General features: G+C 49.5%; 23 protein-coding genes and 1 tRNA gene. 10 read left to right on the top strand and 14 right to left on the bottom strand.

Annotated features, from left to right (window positions below; translation table 11 throughout):
• Positions 1–4 precede the first annotated feature (4 nt).
• Positions 5–1084 carry a BamA/TamA family outer membrane protein gene (locus tag QOL41_RS08945; RefSeq protein ID WP_283429487.1) on the top strand — a complete coding sequence of 360 codons (1080 nt, stop codon included), beginning with the start codon at positions 5–7 and terminating at the stop codon, positions 1082–1084.
• 96 nt (positions 1085–1180) lie between these two features.
• Here QOL41_RS08945 and htpG read toward each other — a convergent pair whose 3' ends face one another.
• On the bottom strand, positions 1181–3067 hold the full coding sequence (gene htpG / locus QOL41_RS08940) for a molecular chaperone HtpG (RefSeq protein WP_283429486.1): 1887 nt from the start codon (positions 3065–3067) through the stop codon (positions 1181–1183).
• A gap of 184 nt (positions 3068–3251) precedes the next feature.
• Here htpG and QOL41_RS08935 point away from each other — a divergent pair, with 184 nt between their 5' ends.
• On the top strand, positions 3252–4094 hold the full coding sequence (locus tag QOL41_RS08935; protein ID WP_283429485.1) for a hypothetical protein: 843 nt from the start codon (positions 3252–3254) through the stop codon (positions 4092–4094).
• Positions 4095–4174: 80 nt separating this feature from the next.
• Here QOL41_RS08935 and QOL41_RS08930 read toward each other — a convergent pair whose 3' ends face one another.
• Positions 4175–5017, bottom strand: coding sequence for an undecaprenyl-diphosphate phosphatase (locus tag QOL41_RS08930; protein ID WP_283429484.1), 843 nt, complete (start codon positions 5015–5017; stop codon positions 4175–4177).
• Between the two features lie 35 nt (positions 5018–5052).
• On the opposite strand from QOL41_RS08930, the gene QOL41_RS08925 reads away from it, so the two are divergent.
• Positions 5053–5766 (top strand): polysaccharide deacetylase family protein, encoded by a 714-nt coding sequence (locus tag QOL41_RS08925; protein ID WP_283429483.1) that lies wholly within the window; start codon positions 5053–5055, stop codon positions 5764–5766.
• Between the two features lie 66 nt (positions 5767–5832).
• Complete coding sequence (locus tag QOL41_RS08920) at positions 5833–6717, top strand: phosphoribosylaminoimidazolesuccinocarboxamide synthase (protein WP_012820053.1); 885 nt, start codon at positions 5833–5835, stop codon at positions 6715–6717.
• A gap of 159 nt (positions 6718–6876) precedes the next feature.
• Here the strand turns inward: QOL41_RS08920 and QOL41_RS08915 are convergent, their stop codons facing one another.
• From QOL41_RS08915 to QOL41_RS08890, 6 genes are all read right to left on the bottom strand, one after another.
• On the bottom strand, positions 6877–7563 hold the full coding sequence (locus QOL41_RS08915) for a hypothetical protein (RefSeq protein WP_283429482.1): 687 nt from the start codon (positions 7561–7563) through the stop codon (positions 6877–6879).
• Positions 7529–8629 carry a glycosyltransferase gene (locus QOL41_RS08910; protein WP_283429481.1) on the bottom strand — a complete coding sequence of 367 codons (1101 nt, stop codon included), beginning with the start codon at positions 8627–8629 and terminating at the stop codon, positions 7529–7531. The genes QOL41_RS08915 and QOL41_RS08910 overlap by 35 nt, the downstream gene beginning before the upstream one ends.
• Positions 8626–11115, bottom strand: a complete 2490-nt coding sequence (locus QOL41_RS08905) for an NPCBM/NEW2 domain-containing protein (protein ID WP_283429480.1) — start codon at positions 11113–11115, stop codon at positions 8626–8628. The genes QOL41_RS08910 and QOL41_RS08905 overlap by 4 nt, the downstream gene beginning before the upstream one ends.
• Before the next feature lie 27 nt (positions 11116–11142).
• The gene (locus tag QOL41_RS08900; RefSeq protein WP_283429479.1) at positions 11143–12801 is read right to left on the bottom strand and encodes a bifunctional diguanylate cyclase/phosphodiesterase; all 1659 of its coding nucleotides are present in this window, start codon (positions 12799–12801) and stop codon (positions 11143–11145) included.
• Positions 12791–14545: a sensor domain-containing diguanylate cyclase gene (locus QOL41_RS08895; protein ID WP_283429478.1), complete on the bottom strand. Its 1755-nt coding sequence runs from the start codon at positions 14543–14545 to the stop codon at positions 12791–12793. Before QOL41_RS08895 ends, QOL41_RS08900 begins: the two co-directional genes overlap by 11 nt.
• 236 nt (positions 14546–14781) lie before the next feature.
• Positions 14782–15609, bottom strand: a complete 828-nt coding sequence (locus QOL41_RS08890; protein ID WP_283429477.1) for an HAD family hydrolase — start codon at positions 15607–15609, stop codon at positions 14782–14784.
• A gap of 59 nt (positions 15610–15668) precedes the next feature.
• Between QOL41_RS08890 and QOL41_RS08885 the strand changes: the two genes are divergently transcribed.
• On the top strand, positions 15669–16628 hold the full coding sequence (locus tag QOL41_RS08885) for a DHH family phosphoesterase (RefSeq protein WP_283429476.1): 960 nt from the start codon (positions 15669–15671) through the stop codon (positions 16626–16628).
• Here the strand turns inward: QOL41_RS08885 and QOL41_RS08880 are convergent.
• Both QOL41_RS08880 and QOL41_RS08875 read right to left on the bottom strand, forming a co-directional pair.
• On the bottom strand, positions 16623–17231 hold the full coding sequence (locus QOL41_RS08880) for a LysE family translocator (RefSeq protein ID WP_283429475.1): 609 nt from the start codon (positions 17229–17231) through the stop codon (positions 16623–16625). The two genes, QOL41_RS08885 and QOL41_RS08880, sit on opposite strands and share 6 nt — an antisense overlap.
• 5 nt (positions 17232–17236) lie before the next feature.
• Positions 17237–17722: a zinc ribbon domain-containing protein gene (locus QOL41_RS08875; RefSeq protein WP_173654559.1), complete on the bottom strand. Its 486-nt coding sequence runs from the start codon at positions 17720–17722 to the stop codon at positions 17237–17239.
• A gap of 57 nt (positions 17723–17779) precedes the next feature.
• Between QOL41_RS08875 and mraY the strand changes: the two genes are divergently transcribed.
• From mraY to QOL41_RS08860, 3 genes are read left to right on the top strand one after another with little or no spacing between them, the layout of a single operon-like run.
• Positions 17780–18928 (top strand): phospho-N-acetylmuramoyl-pentapeptide-transferase, encoded by a 1149-nt coding sequence (gene mraY, locus QOL41_RS08870; protein ID WP_173654558.1) that lies wholly within the window; start codon positions 17780–17782, stop codon positions 18926–18928.
• 5 nt (positions 18929–18933) lie between these two features.
• Positions 18934–20271 (top strand): UTP--glucose-1-phosphate uridylyltransferase, encoded by a 1338-nt coding sequence (locus tag QOL41_RS08865; RefSeq protein WP_283429474.1) that lies wholly within the window; start codon positions 18934–18936, stop codon positions 20269–20271.
• Entirely contained in the window at positions 20258–21088 is an 831-nt protein-coding gene (locus tag QOL41_RS08860) for an LpxL/LpxP family acyltransferase (protein ID WP_283429473.1), read from the top strand. The genes QOL41_RS08865 and QOL41_RS08860 overlap by 14 nt, the downstream gene beginning before the upstream one ends.
• On the opposite strand, the gene QOL41_RS08855 is transcribed toward QOL41_RS08860, so the two are convergent.
• Positions 21085–21816 (bottom strand): substrate-binding periplasmic protein, encoded by a 732-nt coding sequence (locus QOL41_RS08855; RefSeq protein ID WP_283429472.1) that lies wholly within the window; start codon positions 21814–21816, stop codon positions 21085–21087. The two genes, QOL41_RS08860 and QOL41_RS08855, sit on opposite strands and share 4 nt — an antisense overlap.
• Before the next feature lie 259 nt (positions 21817–22075).
• Between QOL41_RS08855 and QOL41_RS08850 the strand changes: the two genes are divergently transcribed.
• Together QOL41_RS08850 and QOL41_RS08845 are read left to right on the top strand one after the other, a co-directional pair.
• A complete protein-coding gene (locus tag QOL41_RS08850) occupies positions 22076–22546 on the top strand; it encodes a Smr/MutS family protein (protein ID WP_283429471.1) in 471 nt (156 codons plus the stop codon).
• A 78-nt stretch (positions 22547–22624) separates the two neighbouring features.
• A tRNA-Pro gene (locus tag QOL41_RS08845) sits at positions 22625–22698 on the top strand.
• Positions 22699–23091: 393 nt separating this feature from the next.
• Here QOL41_RS08845 and QOL41_RS08840 read toward each other — a convergent pair.
• The 3 genes from QOL41_RS08840 to QOL41_RS08830 form a co-directional block, all read right to left on the bottom strand.
• Positions 23092–23307 (bottom strand): CopG family antitoxin, encoded by a 216-nt coding sequence (locus QOL41_RS08840; protein ID WP_173654553.1) that lies wholly within the window; start codon positions 23305–23307, stop codon positions 23092–23094.
• Positions 23304–23618, bottom strand: coding sequence for a BrnT family toxin (locus QOL41_RS08835; protein WP_173654552.1), 315 nt, complete (start codon positions 23616–23618; stop codon positions 23304–23306). The genes QOL41_RS08840 and QOL41_RS08835 overlap by 4 nt, the downstream gene beginning before the upstream one ends.
• Before the next feature lie 477 nt (positions 23619–24095).
• Positions 24096–24508, bottom strand: a 413-nt coding sequence (locus QOL41_RS08830) for a fibrobacter succinogenes major paralogous domain-containing protein (RefSeq protein WP_283429470.1), incomplete at its 5' end; no start/stop codon positions are given.

Raw genomic sequence — 24508 nt, 5'->3', positions numbered from 1 at the left:
TCATATGAAGTTGTTCAACACCATTATCGTGTGCCTTGCACTTACCGTTTTCGCACGCGCCGCAGACAGCACGGCCGTTTCTAGCGACACGACAACCAGAGACAACTTCCAACGATTCTCGGTACTGCCCTTTGGCGCCTACACTGAAGAAACCAAAATCCAATATGGTGCGGTATTCGTCTTATTCTTCAGACCATTCCAAGACGGAGTAAATATTTCTTCGATGGACTTTATCGCACGCGGAACCACGCGCGGACAGTTCCAATTCCAGTACGCCCCGAACATTTGGCTACTCGGCGACCACTTGCACATTCCCGCAAAACTCAACTTGAACAAGTGGCAATACTCGCTGTTTGAACGAGGCGCCCGCGGAGATTTTGAACCGGTTGACGAATACAAGAGCACCTTTGTCTACAGCCGCATTCCCTTCGAAATGAACTTCGGCATTCCGAACAACATTCCTTTGCGCTACGGCGTTGTATTAGAAGGCGAAGCCCGCAACAACGAACTCGGCGACGATGTTCCCAAGAATTATCAAGACGGCTTTTATTTGGGCGGTGGCTACCTGTTTGTTCTCGACAAAAAAGACAACGACAACTGGCCTACCAAAGGCTACTACGCAAGCTTCGAAGAAATCTTTTTCGGCGGAGACTTTAGCTTCCATACCGAAACGCTCGACGCCAGGTTCTATGCATCCCTGTTTTGGGAAACCTCCATCGCACTTGGGCTTTACGCAAAACAAAGCCGCGGCGACAACGTTCCTCTCGGACGCCTTTCAGGCCCCGACGGCACCAAGCGTTTCCGCGGCGTAGAATCCGGCATTTGGAGCGACACACAGGCCCTAATTTGGCAAATGGAACTCCGCCGTCCGCTTTTCTGGCGATTCGCCGGCGTTATCTTTGGCGAAACCTTGCAATCGGCGCCCTACTTTAGCGAGCTCTTCAAACGGCAAGTGCATTACGCCGTTGGCTTTGGCGGGCGTCTCGCGCTCAACAAAACGGAAAAGCTACACGCCCGCGGAGACATTTCGCTTGTCGACGGCAAGCATATCGGCATTACGATTGACTTGAGAGAATCGTTCTAGCAATAAGTTTGAACAACGAAAAAAGGCCGCGATTGATTCGCGGTCTTTTTAGATCCTTCGCGACCTGAGGTCGCTCAGGATGACACTGTAGTGTGATTACTTCACGCTTGCAGTCAGCAACTTGGTAATCGCGGCGACGTATTCAGCCGGGTTCGGGAGCGGAGAGCCTTCGGCAAGCAGAGCCTGACCGTAGAGCGCCTTCGGCCAATCGCCAAGATCTTCCTTGGCTTCGGCTTTCTTCTTGAGCATTTCGCAAATCGGGTGCGTCGGGTTGATTTCCAGAATGCGCTTGCTCTTCGGCAAGTTCTTCTGGCCCATGGCTTTCATCATGCGTTCCATCTGAGCGCTCATGGCGTCTTCGCTGGTCACGAGGCAGCAGGGGCTATCCTTCAGGCGGCTAGACACGCGGACTTCCTTGATGTCTTCGTCCAAGACCTTCTGCAAGTCTTCGCAGAGGCCCTTGAAGATGCCCTTGTTTTCTTCTTCGGCCTTCTTTTCGTCTTCGGTCTTTTCGAAGTCCACATCGCCGCGGGCGATGTCGTGGAACTTCTTGTCGCCGAATTCCTGGAGGCTAGACATCATGAATTCGTCGATGCCGTCGCTCATGAGCAAGACTTCGTAGCCCTTGGCCTTGAAGGCTTCGAGCATCGGGTTGGACTTCACGGCATTCTTGTCGCCGATGAGGTAGTAGATTTCCTTCTGGCCTTCGGGCATGCGCTTCACGTATTCGTCGAGGCCCACGAGAGCGTCGCCTTCGGTCTTGGTGCTTTCGAAACGGAGCAACTTCTTGAGTTCGTCAAGATGTTCCCAGTTCATGTAGAAGCCTTCCTTAAGGACCATACCGAGTTCACGCCACCAGGCGTTATACTTAGCAGCATCCTTGTCGGCCATGTTCTGCAAGGTATCGAGCACCTTCTTAATGACGTGCTTACGGATGTTGGTGATGATCTTGTTGTTCTGCAAGATTTCACGGGACACGTTCAGCGGCAAATCTTCGCTATCGACCACGCCGCGCACAAAGCGGAGCCAAGGCGGCAGCAAGTCCTTGCAATCATCCATGATAAAGACTTTCTTCACATAGAGCTTGAGGCCGTGCAATGCGTCGTTGTGCCAGATGTTGAACGGGGCCTTGGACGGAATGTACACGAGGCTCCAGAATTCCTGGGAACCTTCGGCGTGGCTGTGGCTCCAGGCGGCCGGTTCGTCGGCTTCGTGGCTGATGACGTTGTAGAAATCCTTGTACTGTTCTTCGGTGACTTCTTTTTCGCTCTGGCGCCACAGAGCCTGCTTTTCGTTCAGGCGTTCTTCGGGCTTTTCTTCGATTTCGCCCTTGTCGTTCTTGGTCGGTTCCGGGTGGAAGTAGATGCCGTAGCTCACGAAGCCGCTGTACTTTTGGACAATGTCCTTGATTTTCCATTCGCTGGCAAAGTCTTCGGCGTCTTCGTCATCCTTCAGGTACAAGGTAATCTTGGTGCCCACCTTGTCGCGCGGGGCTTCGGAAATTTCGAATTCGCCCGTACCTTCGGAGGACCACATATAGCCCTGAGTTTCGCCGGCCTTCAATGTCAACACTTCGACCTTCTTCGCAACCATGAACACGGAGTAGAAACCTACACCGAACTGGCCGATGAGATCGACGCTGCCCTTGTCGCCTTCTTTCAGATTCTTGATGAAGTTCTTGGTGCCGCTACGGGCGATGGTACCCAGGCAGTTGATCAAGTCTTCCTTGTTCATGCCGATACCGTTGTCTTCCACGACGATGCGCTTGCCTTCCTTGTTCACGGAAAGGTCGATACGGAGCTGTGTGCCCTGCGGAAGCAAGTCGGCGTTCGAAAGCGAGAGGAAACGGCGCTTGTCCAGGGCGTCCGCCGCGTTCGAAACGAGTTCGCGGAGGAAGATTTCCTTGTTGCTATAAAGGGAGTTGATCATCAAGTTCAGCATGTCGCGAACTTCGGTCTGGAATTCCATCTTCTCTGTTGCCATTATTTATCTCCATTTATCGTTAAAATTTGAAGCGAATCAGCAAAATTACGTTTCATTTTGAAACGGAATCTACTTTTCGCTTTGTTTTCGCACTAGTATCTGCAAGAACCATGCCAAACAAGACGAGAGAGGGATGGGTTAAATTTTCCTTTTTTATATTGCTGTTCGCTTATCTGGAAAAATTATGCGATTTGGAACGCTTTTTGTTTTATTATTCTCGCTCGTGTTGACAGGGTGTTTTGGTTCACCAGGCATTTCCCTTTCTAAGGGGGATTACGATATTGAACCTCCGCCGAGCATTCATGGCGCCATGCGACATGTCGGGAAAGGCGATACATTGAAAGCCGTAGTGGCTGGTTTCGGGGCAGGCCAAAAAAAATCTTTTTCGGGTAAAATCCATAACGATTCGCAAAAGGCGGGCGCGAATAACAGCACAACACTCCCTGCAATGGATGGGAGAATAACTTATAATTTGCCACTCTACAGTTATTTTCTGGAATGGCATGAAATTAATGGTACCGCTCAAGACAACGAATGGGGTGCTGGATTTGGATTGTATCCTTATCCCTATGTGGATTTTTTCAGTTCGATAAATACATCTATTTCGGAAGTGGGCGTTTTTGCTTTGTTTAGCGCCAGCTTCGAATTGGTGGATTATGAAGGGATTGCTGTCGACGCACCGAACACTTACAAGGATGCCTGGCAGGGCGATTATGATCCCGAGTACGTTCAAGCAGAAGATAAATATATAGGACACGGCAACGTTGAAATTGGAGTATTCTTGAATTTCTTTATCAAGAATTTTACGATTTCTTACGTTCCCTCAATTTACTTTCCATGGCTCTTTTTGGATGATCTTGGAAGATACAACACAACGTTCTTTTATCCGATGCTTATGATCCAAGATGTCCAATTGAACTATAACTTTGCCAAATGGAGTATAGGCGCAGGTTTTAAGGATATTGTATCCAACCGTCTTTCGGGCAATTATTGGCAAGTCCATTTGAATGCCATATATTATCTGTAATACGCAGATAGAATTGTTTTATTAATACAAAAAATACCCGCGCTTAAAAGCGCGGGCTACTTCGTCAAAAAAACTTTTGATTAAATAAAAATCAGTCCGAGGATACCCACGGCCCAGACGTACCAGGCGAAGTGCTGGAACTTGCCCTTCTGCAAGAAGGTCATGAGCCACTTGAGGGCGATAATGCCAAAGATAAACGACACGACCATGCCCACCAAAAGTTCGGGGGTAAAGCCACCGGCATCGGCACACTTCAAAGCCTTTTCCGGGTCGAGGAGTGCTTTTTCCGGAGTCATGGACTGGCACTTGATCCACTTGATGCAGTCGAGGAGTGCGGCACCGCCCACGGCAGGGATGCTCATGAGGAAGCTGAATTCGCCGGCGTACTTGCGGTTCACACCCATGAACATCATGGCGCTGATGGTAGAACCGCTGCGGCTGATGCCCGGAATGCAGGCAATGCCCTGCACAGTACCGGTCACAAGTGCACGCCACCAGTTCATCTTGACGCCTTCGTTATCCGGATGCTTGGCTCCAGTTGCGCCCCACTGCGAGGTAAACAGGAGCAAGCCCGTAAAGAGTTCGGCGACGCACACGGCACGCGGATTTTCGAACAGGCCTTCGAGGGCATCCTTGAAGCCGAGGCCAATCAAAGCCGTCGGAATGCTAGCCAAAATAATGTAGCCCGCTTCGCGGAGCTGGTCCGGATTTCTGCGGAGGCAACCCACGATGATGTCAGTAATCTTCTTGTGGAACACCACGAAGATAGAAAGCAATGTGCCGGCATGGAGCATGATGTCGAAAAACATGCCCGCTTCGTTCATGCCTAAAAGTTCGTGCCCAAGCACAAGATGGCCGGAGCTAGAAATGGGGAGGAATTCAGCGAGGCCCTGCAACAGGCCGAGAATGATAGATTCTAACATGACGGGAAAGATAGTAAATTACTATCTTCAAAGTCATGGCTCGCAAATTTCTCTTGTGCTTTCACGATTTCAGCGTCTGGAACTACCAGAAAGTCGCCCCGATTCTTGAAGAACTCAAGGACCTTGCCGGGGGACCTTTCAGCGTGCTTGTCATCCCGGATACCGAAAAGGCCCCGTCCGACATGGTCAAGGGCTTTCGCGAAACACTCCAGAAACTTAAAGAAGACGGATTCGAGCTCGCGCTCCACGGCTACAAGCACCAAGCCGAATTCAGCCAGGGCCGCAGCTACGCAGGCCTTATCGGAATGAACCTGACCGGTGGCGAAGCCGAATTTGCAGGCCTTAGCGAATTTGAATCGAGCAGGCTTTTGCACTTAGGACTAGACGCCTGGAAAGAATTAATCGGAGACTCCGAAAAGCCCACCGCATTTGTTCCGCCGACTTGGTACAGCAACAAGTTCCTGCCGAGCCAGGTACACGCCGAAAAAATGCTCTACGAAGAACGTTTCGCCCTGGTGACCGCCAAAGGCAAGCGCTACGCCTCCCCTGTCGCAAGTTTCGCGGGCATTCCCGACTTTTTGATCAAGGCCGCCTTCAAGTTTGGCGCATTCGCCCTGAAGATTCCTGTCGGGCTCCCCCGCATCGCTCTCCACCCGGTGGATTTCCCTGCCCGGACCGAAAAAATCCACGATTTGATCCGCACCGCCTTGAACAGCGGGCGCAAGCTTTCGCAGTACAGAGACCTGTAAGCCGGTCATTTTTCCTGCCGACTGCATAGTGCCAACAGCCCACTATTTTCCTATATTTGGGCTACTATGAGCTTAAAATTCGAAACCCCCATTACCGAAGTTCCGCTGTTCCACCAGGGTAAAGTACGTGACATGTACGACCTGGGCGACAGTTTCCTGATGGTCGCCAGCGACCGTCTTTCCGCTTTTGACGTGGTGCTCCCCACCCCGATTCCTGGTAAGGGCAAAATCCTCAACCAGCTTTCGCTGTTCTGGTTCAAGCACCTCGGCATGAAGAACCACCTCATCACCGCCGACGTGAACGAATACCCGGCCGTGCTCAAGAAGCACGCCGACTACCTCCGCGGCCGTTCCATGATCGTGAAGAAGGCTAACCGCCATTCCGTGGAATGCATCGTGCGCGGATACATCGTGGGTTCTGGCTGGAAGGACTACCAGAAGACCGGTAAGATCTGCGGTCACGTTCTCCCCGAAGGCCTGCAGCTCTGCCAGAAGCTCGAAAAGCCGCTCTACACGCCGAGCACCAAGCCCGACGTTGGTCACGACGAAAACATCAGCTTCGAACAGACTTTCGATATCGTTGGCGAAAAGGTTGCAACGACGCTCCGTGACATGTCCCTCGACATCTACACGAAGGCCCGCGACTACGCAGCCTCCAAGGGCATCATCCTCGCTGACACCAAGTTCGAATTCGGTGAAATCGATGGCGAAACCATCTTGATCGACGAAGTGCTAACTCCGGACTCCAGCCGCTACTGGCCGGCAGACAAGTACCAGGTGGGCAAGAACCAGGAAAGCTTCGACAAGCAGTACGTTCGCGACTGGCTCGAAACTCTCGACTGGGGCAAGACCTATCCGGGTCCAGAAATTCCGCCTGAAGTCGTGAAGAATACGCTCGCCAAGTACGAAGAAATCTTCGTGCGCCTCACCGGCAAGCAACCCGAACTTTAAGAGACTGCTCGGCTCTATCGCATAAGCAAGAATGTGATATCGCCGACCGATTATCTCTATCATAAAAAAGGAAACTGGCTTCAAACCAGTTTCTTTTTTTCAAATTTTCCGTTAGGAAAATAAAATCCGTGTGGCAACAAAACCACCTACCGTCTGCATTTACTTTTTGATCAGCCTCAAGATTCCCTGCTTGTTGTATTCAGGGGCGTCCTTCGGGAACGGGTTCTTGGCTTCGGCGCGGAGCACGTAATGTACGCCTTCGCCGAGGTCCACTTCGGAGCCAGACTTTGCCGGAACGCCATCGCCGAACAAGGAATCTGCCGCCATCAGCAATGCTTCTTGCGGGTCTTCGGCACTAGCCGCGATGCACAAATCCGGCAACACAAATGTTGCAAGCCCGAGCGTATAAATCGTATCACCCGCTTCCACGAAATTAATCCACGGATCCATCGGGTATTCGCCATCACCCACTTCTTCACGGAAACCATCTGCCGTCCATGCTGCACCAGACTGCTGCATATAAACGCCAAGGGCGCCTGCATTAAAGACTTTCAACGCAGCCAAGTTCACCTGAGTCACTTCTTCTATGCTCTTGACTTCGCCGAGCAAGAACAGCAGTGACTTGTGCGCTTCGATGGCCGCAGCGGTTTCAGCAGAAATATCCTGATGTTCCTTGAAAATATCGGCAAGGCCAGCCACACGTTCCTTGCGGATAACCTTAAACATCACGCTACAACCCGGAATGATTGCAGACGTTGCATCGGCGGCAAGCGTCATGGTTTCGGTTAAAGCGAGCGGTTCGTTAATTTCTTTAGTGAGAGGAAATGCGAGAATGAATTGCGGCATAAACAGCATCCTTTAGTAGGTTATTTTCATCTTCGGGTTTCGGAAGAGCTACGCGGGCCTTTTCGCTAATCGCAGCAAGCAAGGTTTCAGTCGACAACTTGGATTCATCGATAGCAACAGCATAGCCTTCGTGGGCCAAATCGCGACCCAAGATAATCTGCTCATACTGCCCTGGAGTCGGCACGAATACGCAACGGGCGCCAAGGACAGCCATATCCATCACGGTACTGTAACCGCCGCGCGAAACAACCCATTCCGCATTTTTCACGACCGCAGCAAATTGTTCATCGGGCAAATGCGTAAACAAATCCAAGTTCTGTTCGTTAGAACTTTTCACGCCAAGAGACGGCTTTCCAAGAATAACCGCATGGCGACCAGGAATCTTGACAAGAGTCTTGCGCAACAATTCTTCAAAGCGAGTTCTAGCAGGTTCTACACCCGAAACGACAGCGACAAATCGATAACGGACATCTGATTTCTCGGTCAGTTTTTCGCCTTCAAAGCGAGAAAGCGCACCCACATATTTAATAGGCACGGGGCATTTTTTCACATGCGAAAGCGTTCCTGCATACCCCGGGAGATCCGGCACATCTGGCACCCAGACTTCATCAAAGCGCTTCATGACAGAGGCATGCCAAAGCATTCCAACCGGTTCAAATGCCGACAGTACGCGCGGAAACGCAATCCGGCGTTGGTGAGTCATGTAAATCGACTTCGCATTCCGGCTATAAAATCCAAAGCGGTTATCAGACACCAACACATCATAATGATAGCGATCCACAACCTCTTCAGCAAAGCTGTGCTCGTAATTCATGACCGTCCGCAAATGCGCGCCATTTTTTACAAGCCAAAGGCCCATATTGTAGCCATGCTTCGGGTACACAATGTTGTAAGACGGAGCCAAACGCTGACGAAGTTCCGGAAAAATATTCCGCAGTAAAGCCGCATTGGAACGCACAACTGCAAGTTCAACCTCGGCTCCCTGATTCAGAAATTCTCGAACCACGGGCACGCATCGTGTCGCATGTCCAAGTCCCCAATCAAGCGGTGCGACTAGAACTTTCAACGCACAGCCTCCAACCAAGCATTTGCCCAATCGCCGTGGTCATAGTCCTTATCATGCTTGTCGCCTTCATCCAAGCGAAGTTCAAGCACGCGAACGCCCGTCACATCAACAGCAATCGTCTGCTTTTCAGTCGAATACAAGCGCTTGCTGCGGAAAAGTTCACGGTTATCGCCCATCACAATGAACGAGGCGCCATCACCGCCGACACTTTCGTCATCAAGACCAATCGTCGCATGGAACTTGTTGAACGAACGCGGGAGTGTAAACCTTAAGTACGACGGCGCATGCGAACCAATTCCGTAACGGAAAACTTCTTTGTCAATCGTAATCTTATGATGTTCGACCGACGCATTCTTTTGCGGCTGGCCCCAAGCCTGTTCAAAGCCATCCATCTTGAGTTCCGAAAGCAATGCCACCTCAGGAGATTCAACAAAGAAATCCTTGGCCAGCTTCAGCGTATCGGAATCCGGCATAATGCATTCGAATGTCACGCGATTCATGCCTGCATGGATCTTGGAAGAATCCAGCAACAAGGTATCCGATTCCATCGACAGCATCAATTCTTCTTGCAGTTCGCCATTCAGAGAATAATTGCAAGTGATAGTTTCGGGGAATCGCTTGTTCACGACCATGGCATTGTTTTCCATATCGCTCACAAAGAAATTCTGCAAGTAAGTCGACACACCCTTCTTTGCCGCAATCTTATAAACGGCAAGCGGGTATCCGAACAGTTTCGGTTCAATCAGAACTCGTTCGCTCTTGTAGTCCTTCAAAATTTCATCGACCTGATCGGTCGTCTTGAAGCCCACCACGCGAGACTTGCGGTTCAGTTCTCCATAGCCGTCTTGACCGCGCACCATGTAAATGTTGCCGCCCGACACCTGCTGCCACTTGGCAAAGGTTTCGTTGTCCCAGTTCATAAAGGAACGTTCACTGAAGGAACTATGGCCCGAAGCAAGCATCTGCCAGGGGCGAGCGTAAATAAAGATGGAATTCTTTGGATAGCTTTCAAGCGCCTTATCCAAGTAATCTTCTTCACCCAAGAGCTTATTCTTGTAATAAAGCATGTTGTTACGGTAGCTGTCGCCATGATAAATCATGAGGCCTACCGATAACGCCGTTGCCACAGCCAGAATAATCTTGCCAGCAGCATCGGGCTTCATCTTGGTCGAAAATTCGAGGGCGTCGTAAAGACCGAGCGCCATAATCAACGCAAACAGCGGGAGCGCCACCAACACATAACGCTGGTTGATATCGATGGTAAACGTACCCGACACGTTCAAGAGAATCACAAAAATCTGCAGGCAGAACGTAATGCCCAGCAATGCGCCGCGCCAATACCTGCGGGAATAAATCAAACGGAACAGGAGCCAAGCCGTTGCCGCAAGCAAAATAATCGTGAAAGTCGTGTAGAACGGATTCTGCATGATACCGCCAAACGACGGATCCTGATCCAAGTTCATCATGATTTCGATATTGGTCTTCAGGTTAAACCAGAAGTTTTCTAACGAATGTGCCGCATGTTCGCCGCCCTGGAAATCATAACCACGGTAAGCCGCCATGGTATTCACCGAAGGCCAGCTCACAGCAATCACTGAAGCCACAAACAGCGGAAGCCTATGCGGCTTTTCAAAGAAATACTTGTAGTAGTAAAGGGCGAACGGAATAAATGCAAACACGGTCTCTTGGCGAGTCTGCGCAAAAAAGCCGAGCAGAGGAACCGTCAAAAGGAAATGTTTCCAGTTCACCTTATTTGCCGGCACAAAAGCATACCACGCCATCAGTACGGCAAGCAAGAAGATATAGAGAACTTCGGTCGAGGCAGAGCGTGCCTGCAACAAGTAAATCGGCATACCGCCCAAGAACGCCGTCGCCGCAAGCGCAGCCCATTCATTCTTGAACCACTTAGAAAGCGCAAAGAAGAAGAACAATAGGCTGAGCAAATAGAACGGGTAGTTCACCAGCAAGGCCGTATCGCGGTTAGGCTCCATAAAGTTGAACACCAAGGAATACACAAAGCCGAGAGCCTTGCCCTTGAAGTTGTTCACTTCGGTCTTGCAATCAAGAACCCCATTGCTCCATACACCTTCGTTACAGATACCGCCCGTATGTTCAAAGTACATCTGGAGTCCCATGGACTCCCAGCTCGTTTCATCACTCAGCACGCGGTGCGTGTTACTGATGTTTCCGAACATGAACACCGAAAATACAAGCGCAATGCCAGCGAAAGCACAAATGCTCTTGCCCGACGGCTTAAAGCCTTTCCACCCCTGCGCAATGACCGGAATGTTGACGGCGACGCCAACAACCAGCAAAATGAACGTCGAAAGGATAGCGTAATAGCCCCAATCAATATCCCAGCGACGGGCATACGAAACGGTCAAGTTGTTGAAAATAAGGAATGCGACTACCAAAACGGCAAGCGTAATTCCAATTACTGCAAAATGCCTGCGGCCAATGCCCAGACGTTCAAGAATATTCTTCATGCGTAGAAATATAGTAAGAACTATATCCTACACATTCACGTATTTGTCCATAAACTCGTCAACAGGGAGCGGTTTCGAATAATAGAACCCCTGCAAGCTCTTGATTTTAAAGCGAAGCAAGAATTCACGCATTTCAGGCGTTTCGATACCTTCAGCCGTCACCGACGACGAGAAGGAATCAGCCAGTTCCGAAATAAAACGTACCGTCTTCTGGTCAGAAGGATCCTGTTCGATATTCATGACAAAGCTACGGTCAATTTTCACCGTGGTCACCGGGATTTCACGCAACACGCCAATGGAGCTAAATCCTGTGCCGAAATCGTCAAGAGCCACCTTGATACCACGATTACGAAGCTGTGTGAAAATATCCTTCAGAAGCGTCATGTCCAAAAGGCGGCAGCGTTCCGTTATTTCCAAGCACAAATTCTGTGGCGGGAACTTTTCTTGATCTAGAATATAAAGCACACTTTCGACAAAGTCCGGCTTTTCAAGCTGCGTGTACGAAAGGTTCACATTGATTACAAAGTTTGGGTAAGCATCTAGGAATTTTTTAGCATCTCTGATAGAGGTTCTTAAAATCCATTTACCCAGTTCCGGGAACAAGTTATCTTGTTCCAAAACATCTACAAACTGTACAGGCGGGACAACGCCGTACTCATCGTTTTTCCAGCGGATCAAGGCTTCGGCACCGATAATCTTTTCGGAGTCTGCATCGACAATCGGCTGGTAGCACAAGTAGAAGCCTTCGCAATTGTTCACGATGCTGTTGCGGATCACATTGATTCGTTCAATGGCAAAACGCTTGTCATCGTTCACATCGTTCTTAAGAACGTACAACTCGCCCAAATGATTGTTCTTGGATTCGTAATAGGCAAAGCGCAAGCAAGAATAAACCGTTTCTACGCTGACATCAAATTTGTCCAAATTAACAGCGCCAGCTACGAACGAAAGAACCACGCGGGATCCGTCCACATTAAATTCGTGCAAGGAATTGTACTGAATTCGTTTGTACAAATTCTGAAGGTCATCGACAGAAGCCTTCTTACAGATGATGGCGAACTTGGTTCCATCCATTCGGTACCAATCGCCCATGCCATGAGCTTCGACCTTAATCATCTTCGAAAAATCTTGGAGCACGCGGTTTCCGAACGTGTAGCCGTAAATTTCATTCAGGCGAGAAAAATCATTAATGCCCAAAATCATAATCTGCAAGCTTTCGCCACGCCAACTCGTCGACTGCAGGTCTTCTAAAAAGCCATAAAGGCTTCTCATATTGGAAACATCGTCAAAATAGCTCAGGGTGTCATTATTCTTGATTATCCCGCCGAAGTAGTCCGGAGTACCATTTTCGTTACGGAGCAATACACCTCGGCATGTGCAAACAATGTAGCGGCCATCTTTGGTCAGCACACGGTATTGAAGATTATGTTCGTTCGTCTCGCCGGACATAACCTTATCAATGTTTTCTTTATAGGCGGCTCGGTCATCCGGATGGATTCTTTCCATCCAGGTATAGGCAACCCCCTGCATATATTCATCTGGTAAGTCAAAATAGTGAACAGCCTCTTTAGACCAACGGGTCCAATCGGTCTTCATATCGGTAACATAAGTATACGCCCCGTTTGCAAGAACAGAGAACGCCCCATACAGGGAATCAATTTTTCGCTTGACAACGCTATCCATCATTTTCTCCTTCAGACACCACAACGCAGTTCTTGCCATTTTTCTTGGCCCTGTAAAGAGCCTTATCGACGCGAACTAATGCGGTATCAGCGCTTTCGCCCCTCCGAAGTTCGGTTACACCGGCACTCACGGAACGACGTCCAGCTTTTTCAAATGTAATATCATTGAACGCGACACGCACCCTATCAGCAAAATCTATAGCCGTTTTTAACGAGGAATCCTGCAAAAGCACCATGAATTCTTCGCCTCCCCAACGGCCAATAGGAGATTTCACATCCATAATTACCGGTACAGGCCGCAAGGCATTACCACCATGAAGTTCAAATTCCTTTGCACACATGGCCCGGAAATCAACCATATCAAAATTGGCGGCTTCAACCCCGGATACACCGGTTTCATCGGCAACCCTTCGCAAGACATGGCTAATTTCTTGAATGACAACATCGCCTTCCTTGTGGCCCCAGATATCGTTAATTTGTTTAAAATTATCGATATCAAGCATCACCAGGCAACCAGGCCGCCCTAATTCCACACATCTGGTAATTCGGCGTTGGATTTCACCTCGGTTAAACACCTCTGACAAGGAATCCGTAATAGAGGTCAACTGCAGTTTCGCATAAGTTTCGGCTTGTTCCTGAGCCGTCACGTCAATAAAGGTGGCCAGGCGGTTAATCATGGAAACCTTGCCCGAGAAAGCCTCCTGAGGCATTTCAAAATCGTAACGGTCCCCGCCACTGCCTTCGCGCATTCCCGCTATCACAAGGGTTGCATTATGCTGATTCACGCAACAGCCCGTACGCAAGAATTCGCTAGAGGAATAAAAGCCCGAAGTAGACGCAATGCTCTGTAGCGGGAGCGTTTCACCGCTAATTTCTTCTTTGCCCCAGAAAATTCGACGAACCACACAAGAAAAGACCTTGATAATTTCAGGGCTAAACACCCCGACATCGCGGCCATCTTTCCGGACACTCGCAAGAATCGTCCACGGGTCACCATAGGCAAGGCGCACTTTCACGCCTTCTTCGATATCCGACGACATGACCACAGAACCGTCTTCATTACAGGCCACAGGCGAACGCATGATATCGATTCCGTTGCGCTTGTAGAACAGCGGGAATTCCAACGTGTTATAAATAAAATGTTCGTCGTTCGGAATATTCAAATAGCGATGATAAATTTCATAAGCAGGCATGCCATCCAATTCATAAAGCACGGGGCCTACAGCCTTAGTCACGACAAATTCACGGCCAAGGGGTTTCCAGCCAATCACGTGAGAAGTATGGACAAAAAAGTCATCACCGCCCATCAACAAAACAAGCATTCCCTTTCCAGAATACCCTCCCACATTCGAAAACACGCAGGTTTCTGTACTAGTCAAACTCGGATTAATGGCGCCACCGCCAAAAATTGCAATCGAAGGATCCACATCTTTGAACGCATCGCAGAACGGAGTCATGGATACACCAAGAGTCGTCAGTTGCAATTCAACAGCCTTCGCCCATGGATTCGCCTTGATTTCTTCTTTTATGCTCTCAACCACATCAACGACATTATCTGCACTAATGGTATACTGCAACAACTTCAGCTGTGTCGTTGGATATTCAAAAATCGTACAAATAACCGAAATTTCGGCATTAGACATTCGCCCATCTACAATATTGCCGCCCGTAGAGCAGCCCATGTAAATGGAATCCGGGAAATTCTGCGAAATAACGTCGCAGACAAGATCAATTTGCCCCTTATCCATAGAATTGGAATAAATCTGAAATACCACATGAGAAAACACTCTTGACTTGCACCAAAGGCTAATCTTGTCAAGGTCCCGTTTCAGCGAAGTTATGCTATGGTAATCAAATTGAAATTGTTTCATATAATTGGAGCATCCCCTATAACATTTATATAGAAGATACTCCAAAGAATACTTTTTTGTTCAAAAAAAATTACCACCAATATTCCAAGTTGGAATATTTGAGATAAAAATGCCTAAATCACGAATTTTTCAATAACTTCAGCAATTCCACCGTGGTTATTGTCAACCGTAGTCACGTAATTGGCAGCTTTTTTGGCAACCGGAGAGGCATTCAGCATTGCCACCCCCACCCCAGCGGCCTCGATCATGGGGCAATCGTTTTCTTCGTCGCCCACGGCAATAGTGTCCGAAAGCGGGACCTTGTAAAAATCGGCCATAAACAGCACCGCATCGCCCTTGTTAGACTGCATGTGCGAAAATTCGAGCATTTCAGGCTTGCTGAACACGTCAAAGAGTTTGCCCGCCGTAGTCTTGCGCATTTCGGTGCGGAAATCCAGCAGGCTATCGTGATCGAAAGGCGTAATGATATTCACCTTGATAGGCGGCTTGACGACCACATTGATGAATTCGCCGTAGTAGTCGCGAATATCCTTGACGACCACGTAATCCATCTTCATTAGCCGGCAGTAGGTTTTGAGCTGTTCCGTTTCGTATTCCGAAACCACCAAGTCGCCCGAGTAGGTGTGCGCATGCATGCCCGCACGGTGAGCTGCATCCATAATGAACTTGACCGATTCTACCGGGATGTAACGCGTTAGAATAGACTGTTCGGTGGCGTAATCGTAAATGAGCCCGCCGTTGAAACTCACCAGGAAAAAGCCCGGCTTGTCGAAGCCGTACTTTTGCGCAAGCTGTTTTGCACTCGTGAGCGGACGCCCGGTGCAGAGCACCAGTTTGTGCCCGCGTTCAAGCATACCCTCGATAGCCTTCATGTCCACATCGAGAATCTGCTTGTCGTCGGTCAGGAGCGTACCATCAAGATCTGTAAAAAGGAGTTTCATGCGACGCAATATAGAAAACCATCACACATTACACATTATTCATTGCTATATTCATTAGCATGAAGATCGATGAATTATTAAGCGAAGCGAAGACTGTGGCCATTTTCGGGCATGTGCGCCCGGACGGCGACTGCGTGGGTTCTACCACGGGCATTTACAACTACATCAAGGACAACTATCCGGGCATTAGCGTGGATCTGTACCTTGAAAACTTCCCCGACAGCTACAAGATTTTGCGTGGGGCAAGCGATGCCCAATCCACCTGGACAGCCGAAAGCAATGGCGGCAAGCCTTACGACTTGGCATTCCTGATGGACACCCCAAGCTTTGAACGCGTAGGCGCAGGCGGTGCCGAATGTATCAAGGCCGCCAAGAAGACCATCAACATCGACCACCATATTTCTAACCCGCTGAATCTTTGCACCCTGAACCTGGTAGAGCCCGAAGCAAGCTCCGCCAGCGAGGTTCTATACGTAAACCTCGACAAGGCTAAAATCAGCCGCGACACCGCCAGTTCCCTGTACCTCGGAATTGTACACGACACCGGCGCCTTCAAGTACAGCTGCACCGGCAAGCGCACCATGCAGGTGGTGGGTGACTTGATTGAAGCTGGCGTCGACTTCGCAAAAATCGTGAACGAGACTTACTACACCCGCACCTACAAGCAGACGCTCATTACGGGCTATGCCATGCAACAATGCAAGCTCGGCTTGGGCGGCAAAGTCGTTTACAGCTACATCACGCCCGAAGACATGGAACGCTTCGGTGTCACGCCCGTGGAACTTTCCACCGTCATTGACACCATCCGCGAAGTCGGCGGCACCGAAGTGGCCTTGCTTTTGTACCCCGTAAACGGGAAGTACAAAATCAGCCTCCGCAGCAACTACTTTGTAGACGTAAACGCTATCGCCAAGGAATTCGGCGGAGGCGGCCACACCCGAGCCGCCGGCGGTGACACCAGCGACGCCCCCGAAGTGGCCATCGAAAAAATTCTGAAGCTGATTGAAAAGCAATTATAGTGCGAACAACGCGACTGCGAGAAGCACGAATACGACACCGCTGAACCAATTGAGGTTGCGGTTCGCCTTCGGGCTCTTGAGCATAAACTTCTTGACGGCACCCGCCAAAAGCGCTACCGAGCCGAACACAATAAAAGTCGCCAGAATAAATTCCGCCCCGAGAATCGCCATTTGAACGGTCGGATTCAACGGGCTATCCATTTTAACAGCCGGCGGAATGAACGAAAGCGCGAACAACACCGCCTTCGGGTTCGTGATGTTCATGATAATGCCGCGCAAGTAGAGTTTGCGAAGAGGCAAACGCTCGCCATTTTCATTTAATTTCACGGTTCCGGCACGCACCCGGAAACTCTTGTACGCCAAATAAAGCAGGTAAGTCGCACCCAGGCACTGCATGACAAAGAACGCTTTCGGGCTTGCGGCAATTAAAGCCGAAACACCAAGCACCAGCAAGGTCACCTGGATGACAATACCCGTGCAAAGGCCGCAAATTACGCAAAAACCCGCTTTGGCACCATGAGTTGCACTTTGCGCAAGCACAAACAGGTTATCGGGGCCGGGAGCAACCGCCACCACAAGCGCAGCAATGAAAAATTCAAGCATAGGAACTACAGCTTATCCAAGAAGCTGTCGACATCGAGTTCGTCGAGGTCTTTCTGCAAATCGGCAAGCACATCGTCCGAAATGACTGCCGGTTGGACCGGTTCATTCGAAGCAATCGCTCCGGCAATGTTTTCAGCAGCGGCATCGAATTCCGACGGGGCAGAACCTTCACGCGGGTTGGGCAGGCTTTCGCCTTTTTCGGCAGAGCGTTCTTCGGCCAGAGCCTCGGAGGCTTCCACCATCTTCTTGAGGGCCTCGGCCACCGCACCCATTGCACCACCGTTGCTGACAACGGCGTCAATTGCACGGGTCAGCTTTTGGCGCAGCCCTGCAAATTCGTCACGATCCAGTTCAGCAACCTCACCATGGTAATACATCAAAGGTGTTTTGCAGCGAGCGCAGCAAAACACCATCATGTTGGCGCCATCACCTTGAATCTGGGCGTCGAAAGATGTACCGCAATGGGGGCAGTCAATATGGAATTCACTCATGCCCTATAATTTAGAAATTTTACAGCGAATCCGCCTATATTTTTTTATTATTGCAACATGCTTTGTCAGTGGCTTTATCATTTAACCAGTATTGATCTTTTTGATGGCCGTCTGTTCCGCGCAGGTGCAGCTGCCATGCTCTCAATCATTCTCGTCATGACCTTCATGCCGATTTACATCCGAAAACTCCAGAGCCTCGATGCGACCTCTGACTTCGATAAAGACGGCAAATCCAAGTCTCCCCCGATTATGGGCGGTCTTCTTCTTGTTGTTGTGGTTGAAATCGTGTCGCTCCTGGTATGCAAGATGAACGGCTATACCATTTCGACCCTGATTGTGCTTGCAGCATTTTCTGCGGTGGGCGCCATTGACGACATCGCGAAAGTCAAAGCCAAGCGCCTGATCAAGCTTGGCAAGCTCAAGGCCGCCGACTACATGGACAAGGCCGACGGTATTTCCAGCAGTCTTCGTTTGTTCCTCTATTTCTTGTTTAGCCTGGTCGTTGCCATATTCTGCTATAAGTTCATTCCCGAACTCAAAGGCGACCTGACTATCCCCTTCTGCCCCATTAGCGTTTTCCAGATTCACCTGCCCAACTGGATTTTCGTTGGATTCATGACTTTTGTGATTGCCGCCTCGGCCAACGGTACAAACTTTACTGACGGTCTCGACAGCCTTGTTTCTGTACCCATTCTTTCGAGCATGATTTTCGTGGGCCTTGTGGCTTACGTAAGCGGCAACTTTATCTTTAGCCAGTACCTGAGCGTTCCTTATCTGCCGGGCTGCGACGAACTATTCCCGCTCGCCATGTCGATTGCTGGAGCGCTCCTCGCCTACTTGTGGTTCAACAGCCCTCCGGCCGAAATCTACATGGGCGACGCCGGTTCCGTGGGCTTTGGTGCCGCTATTGGCATTATGTTCATCTTGGTGCAGGCAGGGCTCTTCCTCCCCATCGTGTGCATCATCATCATCGCCGAGGCTTGCTCTGTTTTGCTCCAGATTAGCTGGTTCAAGTTCACCAAGAAAACCACCGGCGAAGGCAAGCGAATCTTCCTTTGCGCACCGCTCCACCACCACTACCAAAAGAAGTGGGAAGGCCGTTTCCCGAGCAAGCCGCTCATGAATTCCAAAATCGTGTGGCGCATGCACCTGATTAGCATCTTCGCGCTCATCGTAAGCATGGTGATTTTCTTCGGTATTAGGTAGAATATATGGACATCATCGAAACTTTGAATGCGGCGGGCCAGCAAGAGTTGGTCGCCAAACTTGAATCTTTGAGCGGCGACGCTCGCAAGAATTTAGAACGCGACATTTCTACCCAAGACTGGGAAGAACTCAAAGCGCTTTATACTGAAAAATCGAACGCATCGCTCGACGACAACGTTTCGGGCGACTTGAAGCCGATGCCGTTCAAGATTGCAACCGACGACTTACGTTACGACTTCTGGAAAGAAACCGGTGAAATTCTCTTGGGCAAGGGCCAGGTGGCCGCATTCCTCGTTGCAGGCGGACAAGGTTCTCGCCTCGGTTTCGATGGCCCGAAGGGCATGTTCGATATCGGCCTTCCGAGTCACAAGAGCTTATTCCAGCTGCAGGCAGAACGCTTGCAGAACTTGGCCGCCCAAGTGGGTCATGCAATTCCGTGGTGCATTATGACGAGCCCGCTGAACCACGAAGCGACTGTCAACTTCTTTACTGAACACAACTTTTTCGGTTACGCCCGCGAAAACATCCGATTCTTTGAACAGGGCACAATTTGCGCTCTTGACCCGAACGGGAAGGCCGTCGTTGACGAAAACAACCGTTTGGCCTTGGTACCCGATGGCAATGGCGGGTGCTTTAGAGCACTCGCCCAGAGCGGTACTCTCGCTTGGTTGATTGAAAAAGGCGTTCGCTATGTATTCCTTTACAGCGTCGATAACGCACTTTGCCGCATTTGCGATCCGGCTTTCGTTGGTGCACTTGCAAGCGAAGGCCGCAGCATGTCTGCATCCAAGGTGGTGCACAAGGCTGGCCCGAATGAAAAGGTGGGCATTTTTGCCTTGCAGAACAACAAGCCCGGCGTGGTCGAATACAGCGACTTGCCCGAAAGCTACCGCGACATGACGAATGCCGACGGAAGCCTTACTTTCGATGGCGGAAACATCGCTATTCACTTGTTCAAAACGGAAGGTCTCCGCAAGTTGCAGACGAGCAAGCTCCCGTGGCACACCGCCCGCAAGACCGTTTGCGGTATCGAAAAGTGCTGGAAGTTCGAACAGTTCTTGTTCGATGCATTCCCGCAATTGGGCACAATGATGCCGTTTGGTGTGGTTCGCGAAGAAGAATTCTCGCCCGTGAAAAACGCCGAAGGAAATGACAGCCCGAAGACGGCTCGCACCATGATTGGTCGCCTTCACCGCGAATGGTTGCGCAAGGCTCATGTCGAAGTGAAGCCGGGTAAGCTTTACGAGGTGTCGCCCACGCTGAGCTACGCTGGCGAAGGGCTTAGCCGCCGCGTATTCGAACGAGAACTCGGAAGAAATATTCTAGAATTTGACGAAGAGTAAGACATATAAGATTCTTGTTCATAGTTTGCTTCGGGTGCCGGATGTTTTCTATTCGGCACTTTTTGCAGTTGCGTTCCCCGTCTACAAGGCACTACATACCAAGCGCGCTTACGGGCGCACGGTAAAACACCTTGCAAACGCGAAAGCCTATTTAAAAACAAGCGTAAGCGCACGCGACATGTTCAAGGGAATCTTCTGGAACGCGCTCGATTCTTACCGCGGACTCGCCCGTTTTAAAAGCGTCGAAAGCCGAATTGTCTACGAAAACGAAGAAATCATTCGCGAAGCCCTAAAGCACGGGCCTGTTGCTGGCATCAGCATTCACCAGGGCGCATTCGAACTGTTGCACCGCGCTCTTTGCCGCTACAGCGAACACGTGCACCTGATTACCGATTCCGTGGGCAACGAGGATTTCCGCGAAGTGCTCAAAGAACTCCGCAGCGACCCGCACCTGACCGAATATCACCCCGAAGAAACCGGCAAACTCATTCGCGATTTGTTCAAGACCAAGGGAATCCTTGCGATGGTTTTTGACCAAGGCAAGAACACCAAAGGCAACACCGTTGAACTCTTTGGGCAAGCGAGCACGCTCTACTTACGACTCCCGCAAAAATTGAACCAGATGGGAGCTTCCGTCGTCACGTTCCGCACGTGGACCAACACAAAGCGGCAAATCGTTATCCGTTTTGAAAGCGTCTACCCGCCCAAAACCAATCCCGAAGAACTCGTCGAAAATATTGCAAAAGAAACGGAGCGGTGGATTTCAGAACACCCCGAACAGTGGAGCTGGAATTACCACGGAAATTTTAGGGTTTAGCCGCCCAGCAGCGTATCCTTGATACGCTGGAAAGTCGATTCTTCTTCGCCACTACGCACCATAATCACGATTTTTGACGTGGCGTAGTGATCTGTGAAATTGACAATCTGCCCACGTTCTTCGGTCACCGAAAAAGCGGCAAGGCCGAGGTCTGCTTTACCGGCCTTCACAGAATCAATAATATCGTCAAAATCCATATCGATGATTTCGAGATTGCGGCCCAGATAATTGGCCACATAACGGGCAATTTCAATATCGATACCCACGATTCCGCGTTTTTTGCAACGAAATTCAAACGGCGGGAATTCGGCATTGGTCGCCACTCTAAGAACAGGACCTGTCACCGAATCAGTCTTAACGTGATACTTGGATTGTCCGCCGATATAGGCATCAAAAATCGAATCGTAAACGCCCATCGCACGCATTTGAATCAAAGCGATGTTCACAGAATCCAGCAAGCCCATATTTTCTTTTGCGACAACGCCTGCATACGATTCTTCTTTAAAGACTTCGTTCAGGATTCTAAGCGAGGGATTTTTGCGGGCGAAAACCTTGGCGGGAGCATCGTCCGTGAGCACGGCATCAATGGAACCTTCCAACAAGGCGTCCACCGCCTGAGACAGCGTTTCAAACTTTTCTGCATGGAGTCGAGTAGAATCGGTACCGTAATCGGCGGCATAAATTTCGCCCGTTGTGCCGACAAGAACTCCTACTTTTTTGTTCGCCAAGTCGTCAATAGAAAACACCCTGTTTTCGGGAATTTCAGTTTTACTGCAACCCACAAGAGACAAAAACAGGAGAAGAGTAGCTATTTTCCAGAAGCGGCTCATTTTTTACAAAAATCTCAACTTTTTATTACAATATAAGAAAAAAGAACCTGAATTCAATGCAAAAAATTGTAATAATTGACGATTAGAAGGCAAAAACGGATTCAAAAACAGCAATTTCGGCAAAAAAATCTATTTTTTACCGCAAAAAGAGAGAATCATGGCGCTAAACGAAGAAGAAGAATTCCAACTGCAGTGGATTAACAACCACCACATGGAAGACAAGGACAAGGAAATGCAGAAGGCAGCCGAAGAGCAAGCCGCCGCACGCCCCGCGCGCTCCCCGCGCGGGCGTAAGATGCGCCGTAGCCCCAGCGCCTGGGAACTGCCCGTACCCGAAGACGAAATCGACCTGCACGGCATGACCTCGGACGAGGCCGCAGAAGCTGTAGAACGGCGCATCGATGACCTGATGATTGCAGGCCTCAAGATTCTCAGGGTCATCCACGGCGGCGGGAATCCTAGCTACGGCAACGTGAAGCGAATTATCGATCGCAAGGTGCGTTCTGAATGGAGCAACCGCATTCAGCTGTACAAAGTCGAGCCCGACAACGCCGGATCGAGCATCATGATCCTCGGAAAACCGCGCCCAGCCCCGACAAAAGCCCCCAGAAAGCCCGCCAAGAAATAAAAATTCGATTTTTTTCATTTTTTTGCGCCTTTCCCCTTTAAATTCTTTCCGTTTTTTTCTATTATTGGACCACCGAACCGGAATATAGCTCAGCCTGGTAGAGCGCTTGCTTCGGGAGCAAGAGGTCGTGAGTTCGAATCTCGCTATTCCGATAAGACAAAAAGACACCTTCTAGGGTGTCTTTTTTGTCTTATATGGATTTGGAGGGATTGAGAACGAACGACGAAGTCGTGAGTTCGAAAGCGTGCGAGGCGAGCGTCGCGACAGACCGCTCGCGGGCTGTCATGACAGAGCCGATGCCGCGGACGCCGAAGGCGTCAATCTCGCTATTCCGATAAAAACGAAAAGGACACCATTTGGGTGTCCTTTCGTTTTTTATTGCAAATAGAGCGAGATGAAGAACTCACGAAGTGAGTTCGATTACGCTCTAAGTGAACGAAGTGAAACGCTGAGCGGAAGCCTTGACCTGCAACAAAGTTGCAGGCAAGCCCGAAGGGCGAAACGGGAATAACAAGACCGTTTCGGCAATCTCGCTATTCCGCCCCCTACTTCCAACTCATGTTCAGTTTGCGTTTCGTATTCGCACAATCCGTCAAATACGAATCAATCAGTACCTGGTACGGAATACCGAGTTCCGCAGCCATATTTTTGAAATAATCGATTGTATCAGAATTCAATCTTATGGTTATTTGTTTCTTGAGAAGCTTTGCATAAGGATTCTTCTTGGCCTTCATTTTTGAGAAATCATATTCCTTCTTCATAAGCAATCTCCTTTTCTTGCGTTCCAATAATATTGAAATTCCTTTCTTGTCGCTTTTCGGGCACTGATGATGCGATTTATCAACTGTTCGGAAACAATCCCGCTTCGTTCTGTAAATACAACAACCAAAGTCCTCAATTGATTTGACAATCCGATAAGAATTGACCTGTCTTCTTGCGCAGAATGTTCAACATCAAAGAAAACTCTTGCATGGTCATCTTCGAAACAGGTTTTAGCCTCCTCAAACGAAACACCATGTTTCTTTTGATTTGATGTATTTTTCTTGTCATCCCAGACGAATTCTACTTGCATATAGATTTCCTCTGGATAATTATAATATAATTATAAAAATGAAAATGAGCAACACTTTCTCTAATCATTTATAGCCTTTAAGCGTTTCATCACGGGACATTCCGTAATGAGACAGAGCCACTGTCTGTACTACACACGCTTTTTTAGGGCGTTTTGTTGCCAATTTCGCGAAAATTTATTTCTTTTTACAAAAGAGCCACACGGATCGAAAAAGCCCACGGCTCCAGAAAGTAAACGAAACTTGGCAACTTGTTGCCTTAGTTGAGTTATGCTCTATGAGTATAAGCTCGCCTCGCTCACATGGATTCGGCCTTCGGCCTCTAATGTTCGCTCGCCGACTTACTTTCCTCCGCCTTTGGGCATTCCTCTCCCGTTGTCTTCCCGGCGAAGGCCGGGACCTCCTTTGATGCACGCTAAAAAGGCCACACGGATTGGAAATCACTAACGTGATTTCTGTTTAGACATTGATAATGGTGGTTACTCAACCATTACACAACGGACAGAGAAACCATTCGTTTTGTATGTATCCTGAGTACTATTTGAAGTCGAACTTTTTGTTTGGTATCCAACAAAAGAAGCGATATTCACATCATTAGAACGTCCTTCTTCTGGATAATGCCAATAAGTCGATTCATCTTTACGACTAAACTTATAACCCCAATTGTATCCGGCCCCAATCAAGCTATACCCACTGTAATTGTGCCCACCGAAAGCCCTGGCGCGGACCCCTTCCACAAGGGGGTCAACATTCTCATCAGCATGAACCACGATGTAATAATCATCGTATGTCAGCAATCGCCAACCGTTCGGGCAAATTCCTTGATGATTAGGCTTAATCAAATCAGCACAGCTTTTTGTGTTACACTCACTAGGCAGCTGCATCGCTTCTG

The organism is Fibrobacter sp. UWB10 (assembly GCF_900182935.1).
Lineage (GTDB): Bacteria > Fibrobacterota > Fibrobacteria > Fibrobacterales > Fibrobacteraceae > Fibrobacter > Fibrobacter succinogenes_O.
The sequence above is the reverse complement of the archived record's forward strand: the minus strand, read 5'-3'. Positions and strand labels throughout refer to the sequence as shown.

What these genes read in the sequence shown, in the direction of transcription:
- QOL41_RS08945 (WP_283429487.1), top strand. Translation starts at nt 5, where the DNA reads ATGAAGTTGTTCAACACCATTATCGTGTGCCTTGCACTTACCGTTTTC.
- htpG (WP_283429486.1), bottom strand. Translation starts at nt 3,067, where the DNA reads ATGGCAACAGAGAAGATGGAATTCCAGACCGAAGTTCGCGACATGCTG.
- QOL41_RS08935 (WP_283429485.1), top strand. Translation starts at nt 3,252, where the DNA reads ATGCGATTTGGAACGCTTTTTGTTTTATTATTCTCGCTCGTGTTGACA.
- QOL41_RS08930 (WP_283429484.1), bottom strand. Translation starts at nt 5,017, where the DNA reads ATGTTAGAATCTATCATTCTCGGCCTGTTGCAGGGCCTCGCTGAATTC.
- QOL41_RS08925 (WP_283429483.1), top strand. Translation starts at nt 5,053, where the DNA reads ATGGCTCGCAAATTTCTCTTGTGCTTTCACGATTTCAGCGTCTGGAAC.
- QOL41_RS08920 (WP_012820053.1), top strand. Translation starts at nt 5,833, where the DNA reads ATGAGCTTAAAATTCGAAACCCCCATTACCGAAGTTCCGCTGTTCCAC.
- QOL41_RS08915 (WP_283429482.1), bottom strand. Translation starts at nt 7,563, where the DNA reads ATGCCGCAATTCATTCTCGCATTTCCTCTCACTAAAGAAATTAACGAA.
- QOL41_RS08905 (WP_283429480.1), bottom strand. Translation starts at nt 11,115, where the DNA reads ATGAAGAATATTCTTGAACGTCTGGGCATTGGCCGCAGGCATTTTGCA.
- QOL41_RS08900 (WP_283429479.1), bottom strand. Translation starts at nt 12,801, where the DNA reads ATGATGGATAGCGTTGTCAAGCGAAAAATTGATTCCCTGTATGGGGCG.
- QOL41_RS08895 (WP_283429478.1), bottom strand. Translation starts at nt 14,545, where the DNA reads ATGGATAAGGGGCAAATTGATCTTGTCTGCGACGTTATTTCGCAGAAT.
- QOL41_RS08890 (WP_283429477.1), bottom strand. Translation starts at nt 15,609, where the DNA reads ATGAAACTCCTTTTTACAGATCTTGATGGTACGCTCCTGACCGACGAC.
- QOL41_RS08885 (WP_283429476.1), top strand. Translation starts at nt 15,669, where the DNA reads ATGAAGATCGATGAATTATTAAGCGAAGCGAAGACTGTGGCCATTTTC.
- QOL41_RS08880 (WP_283429475.1), bottom strand. Translation starts at nt 17,231, where the DNA reads ATGCTTGAATTTTTCATTGCTGCGCTTGTGGTGGCGGTTGCTCCCGGC.
- QOL41_RS08875 (WP_173654559.1), bottom strand. Translation starts at nt 17,722, where the DNA reads ATGAGTGAATTCCATATTGACTGCCCCCATTGCGGTACATCTTTCGAC.
- mraY (WP_173654558.1), top strand. Translation starts at nt 17,780, where the DNA reads ATGCTTTGTCAGTGGCTTTATCATTTAACCAGTATTGATCTTTTTGAT.
- QOL41_RS08865 (WP_283429474.1), top strand. Translation starts at nt 18,934, where the DNA reads ATGGACATCATCGAAACTTTGAATGCGGCGGGCCAGCAAGAGTTGGTC.
- QOL41_RS08850 (WP_283429471.1), top strand. Translation starts at nt 22,076, where the DNA reads ATGGCGCTAAACGAAGAAGAAGAATTCCAACTGCAGTGGATTAACAAC.
- QOL41_RS08840 (WP_173654553.1), bottom strand. Translation starts at nt 23,307, where the DNA reads ATGAAGAAGGAATATGATTTCTCAAAAATGAAGGCCAAGAAGAATCCT.
- QOL41_RS08835 (WP_173654552.1), bottom strand. Translation starts at nt 23,618, where the DNA reads ATGCAAGTAGAATTCGTCTGGGATGACAAGAAAAATACATCAAATCAA.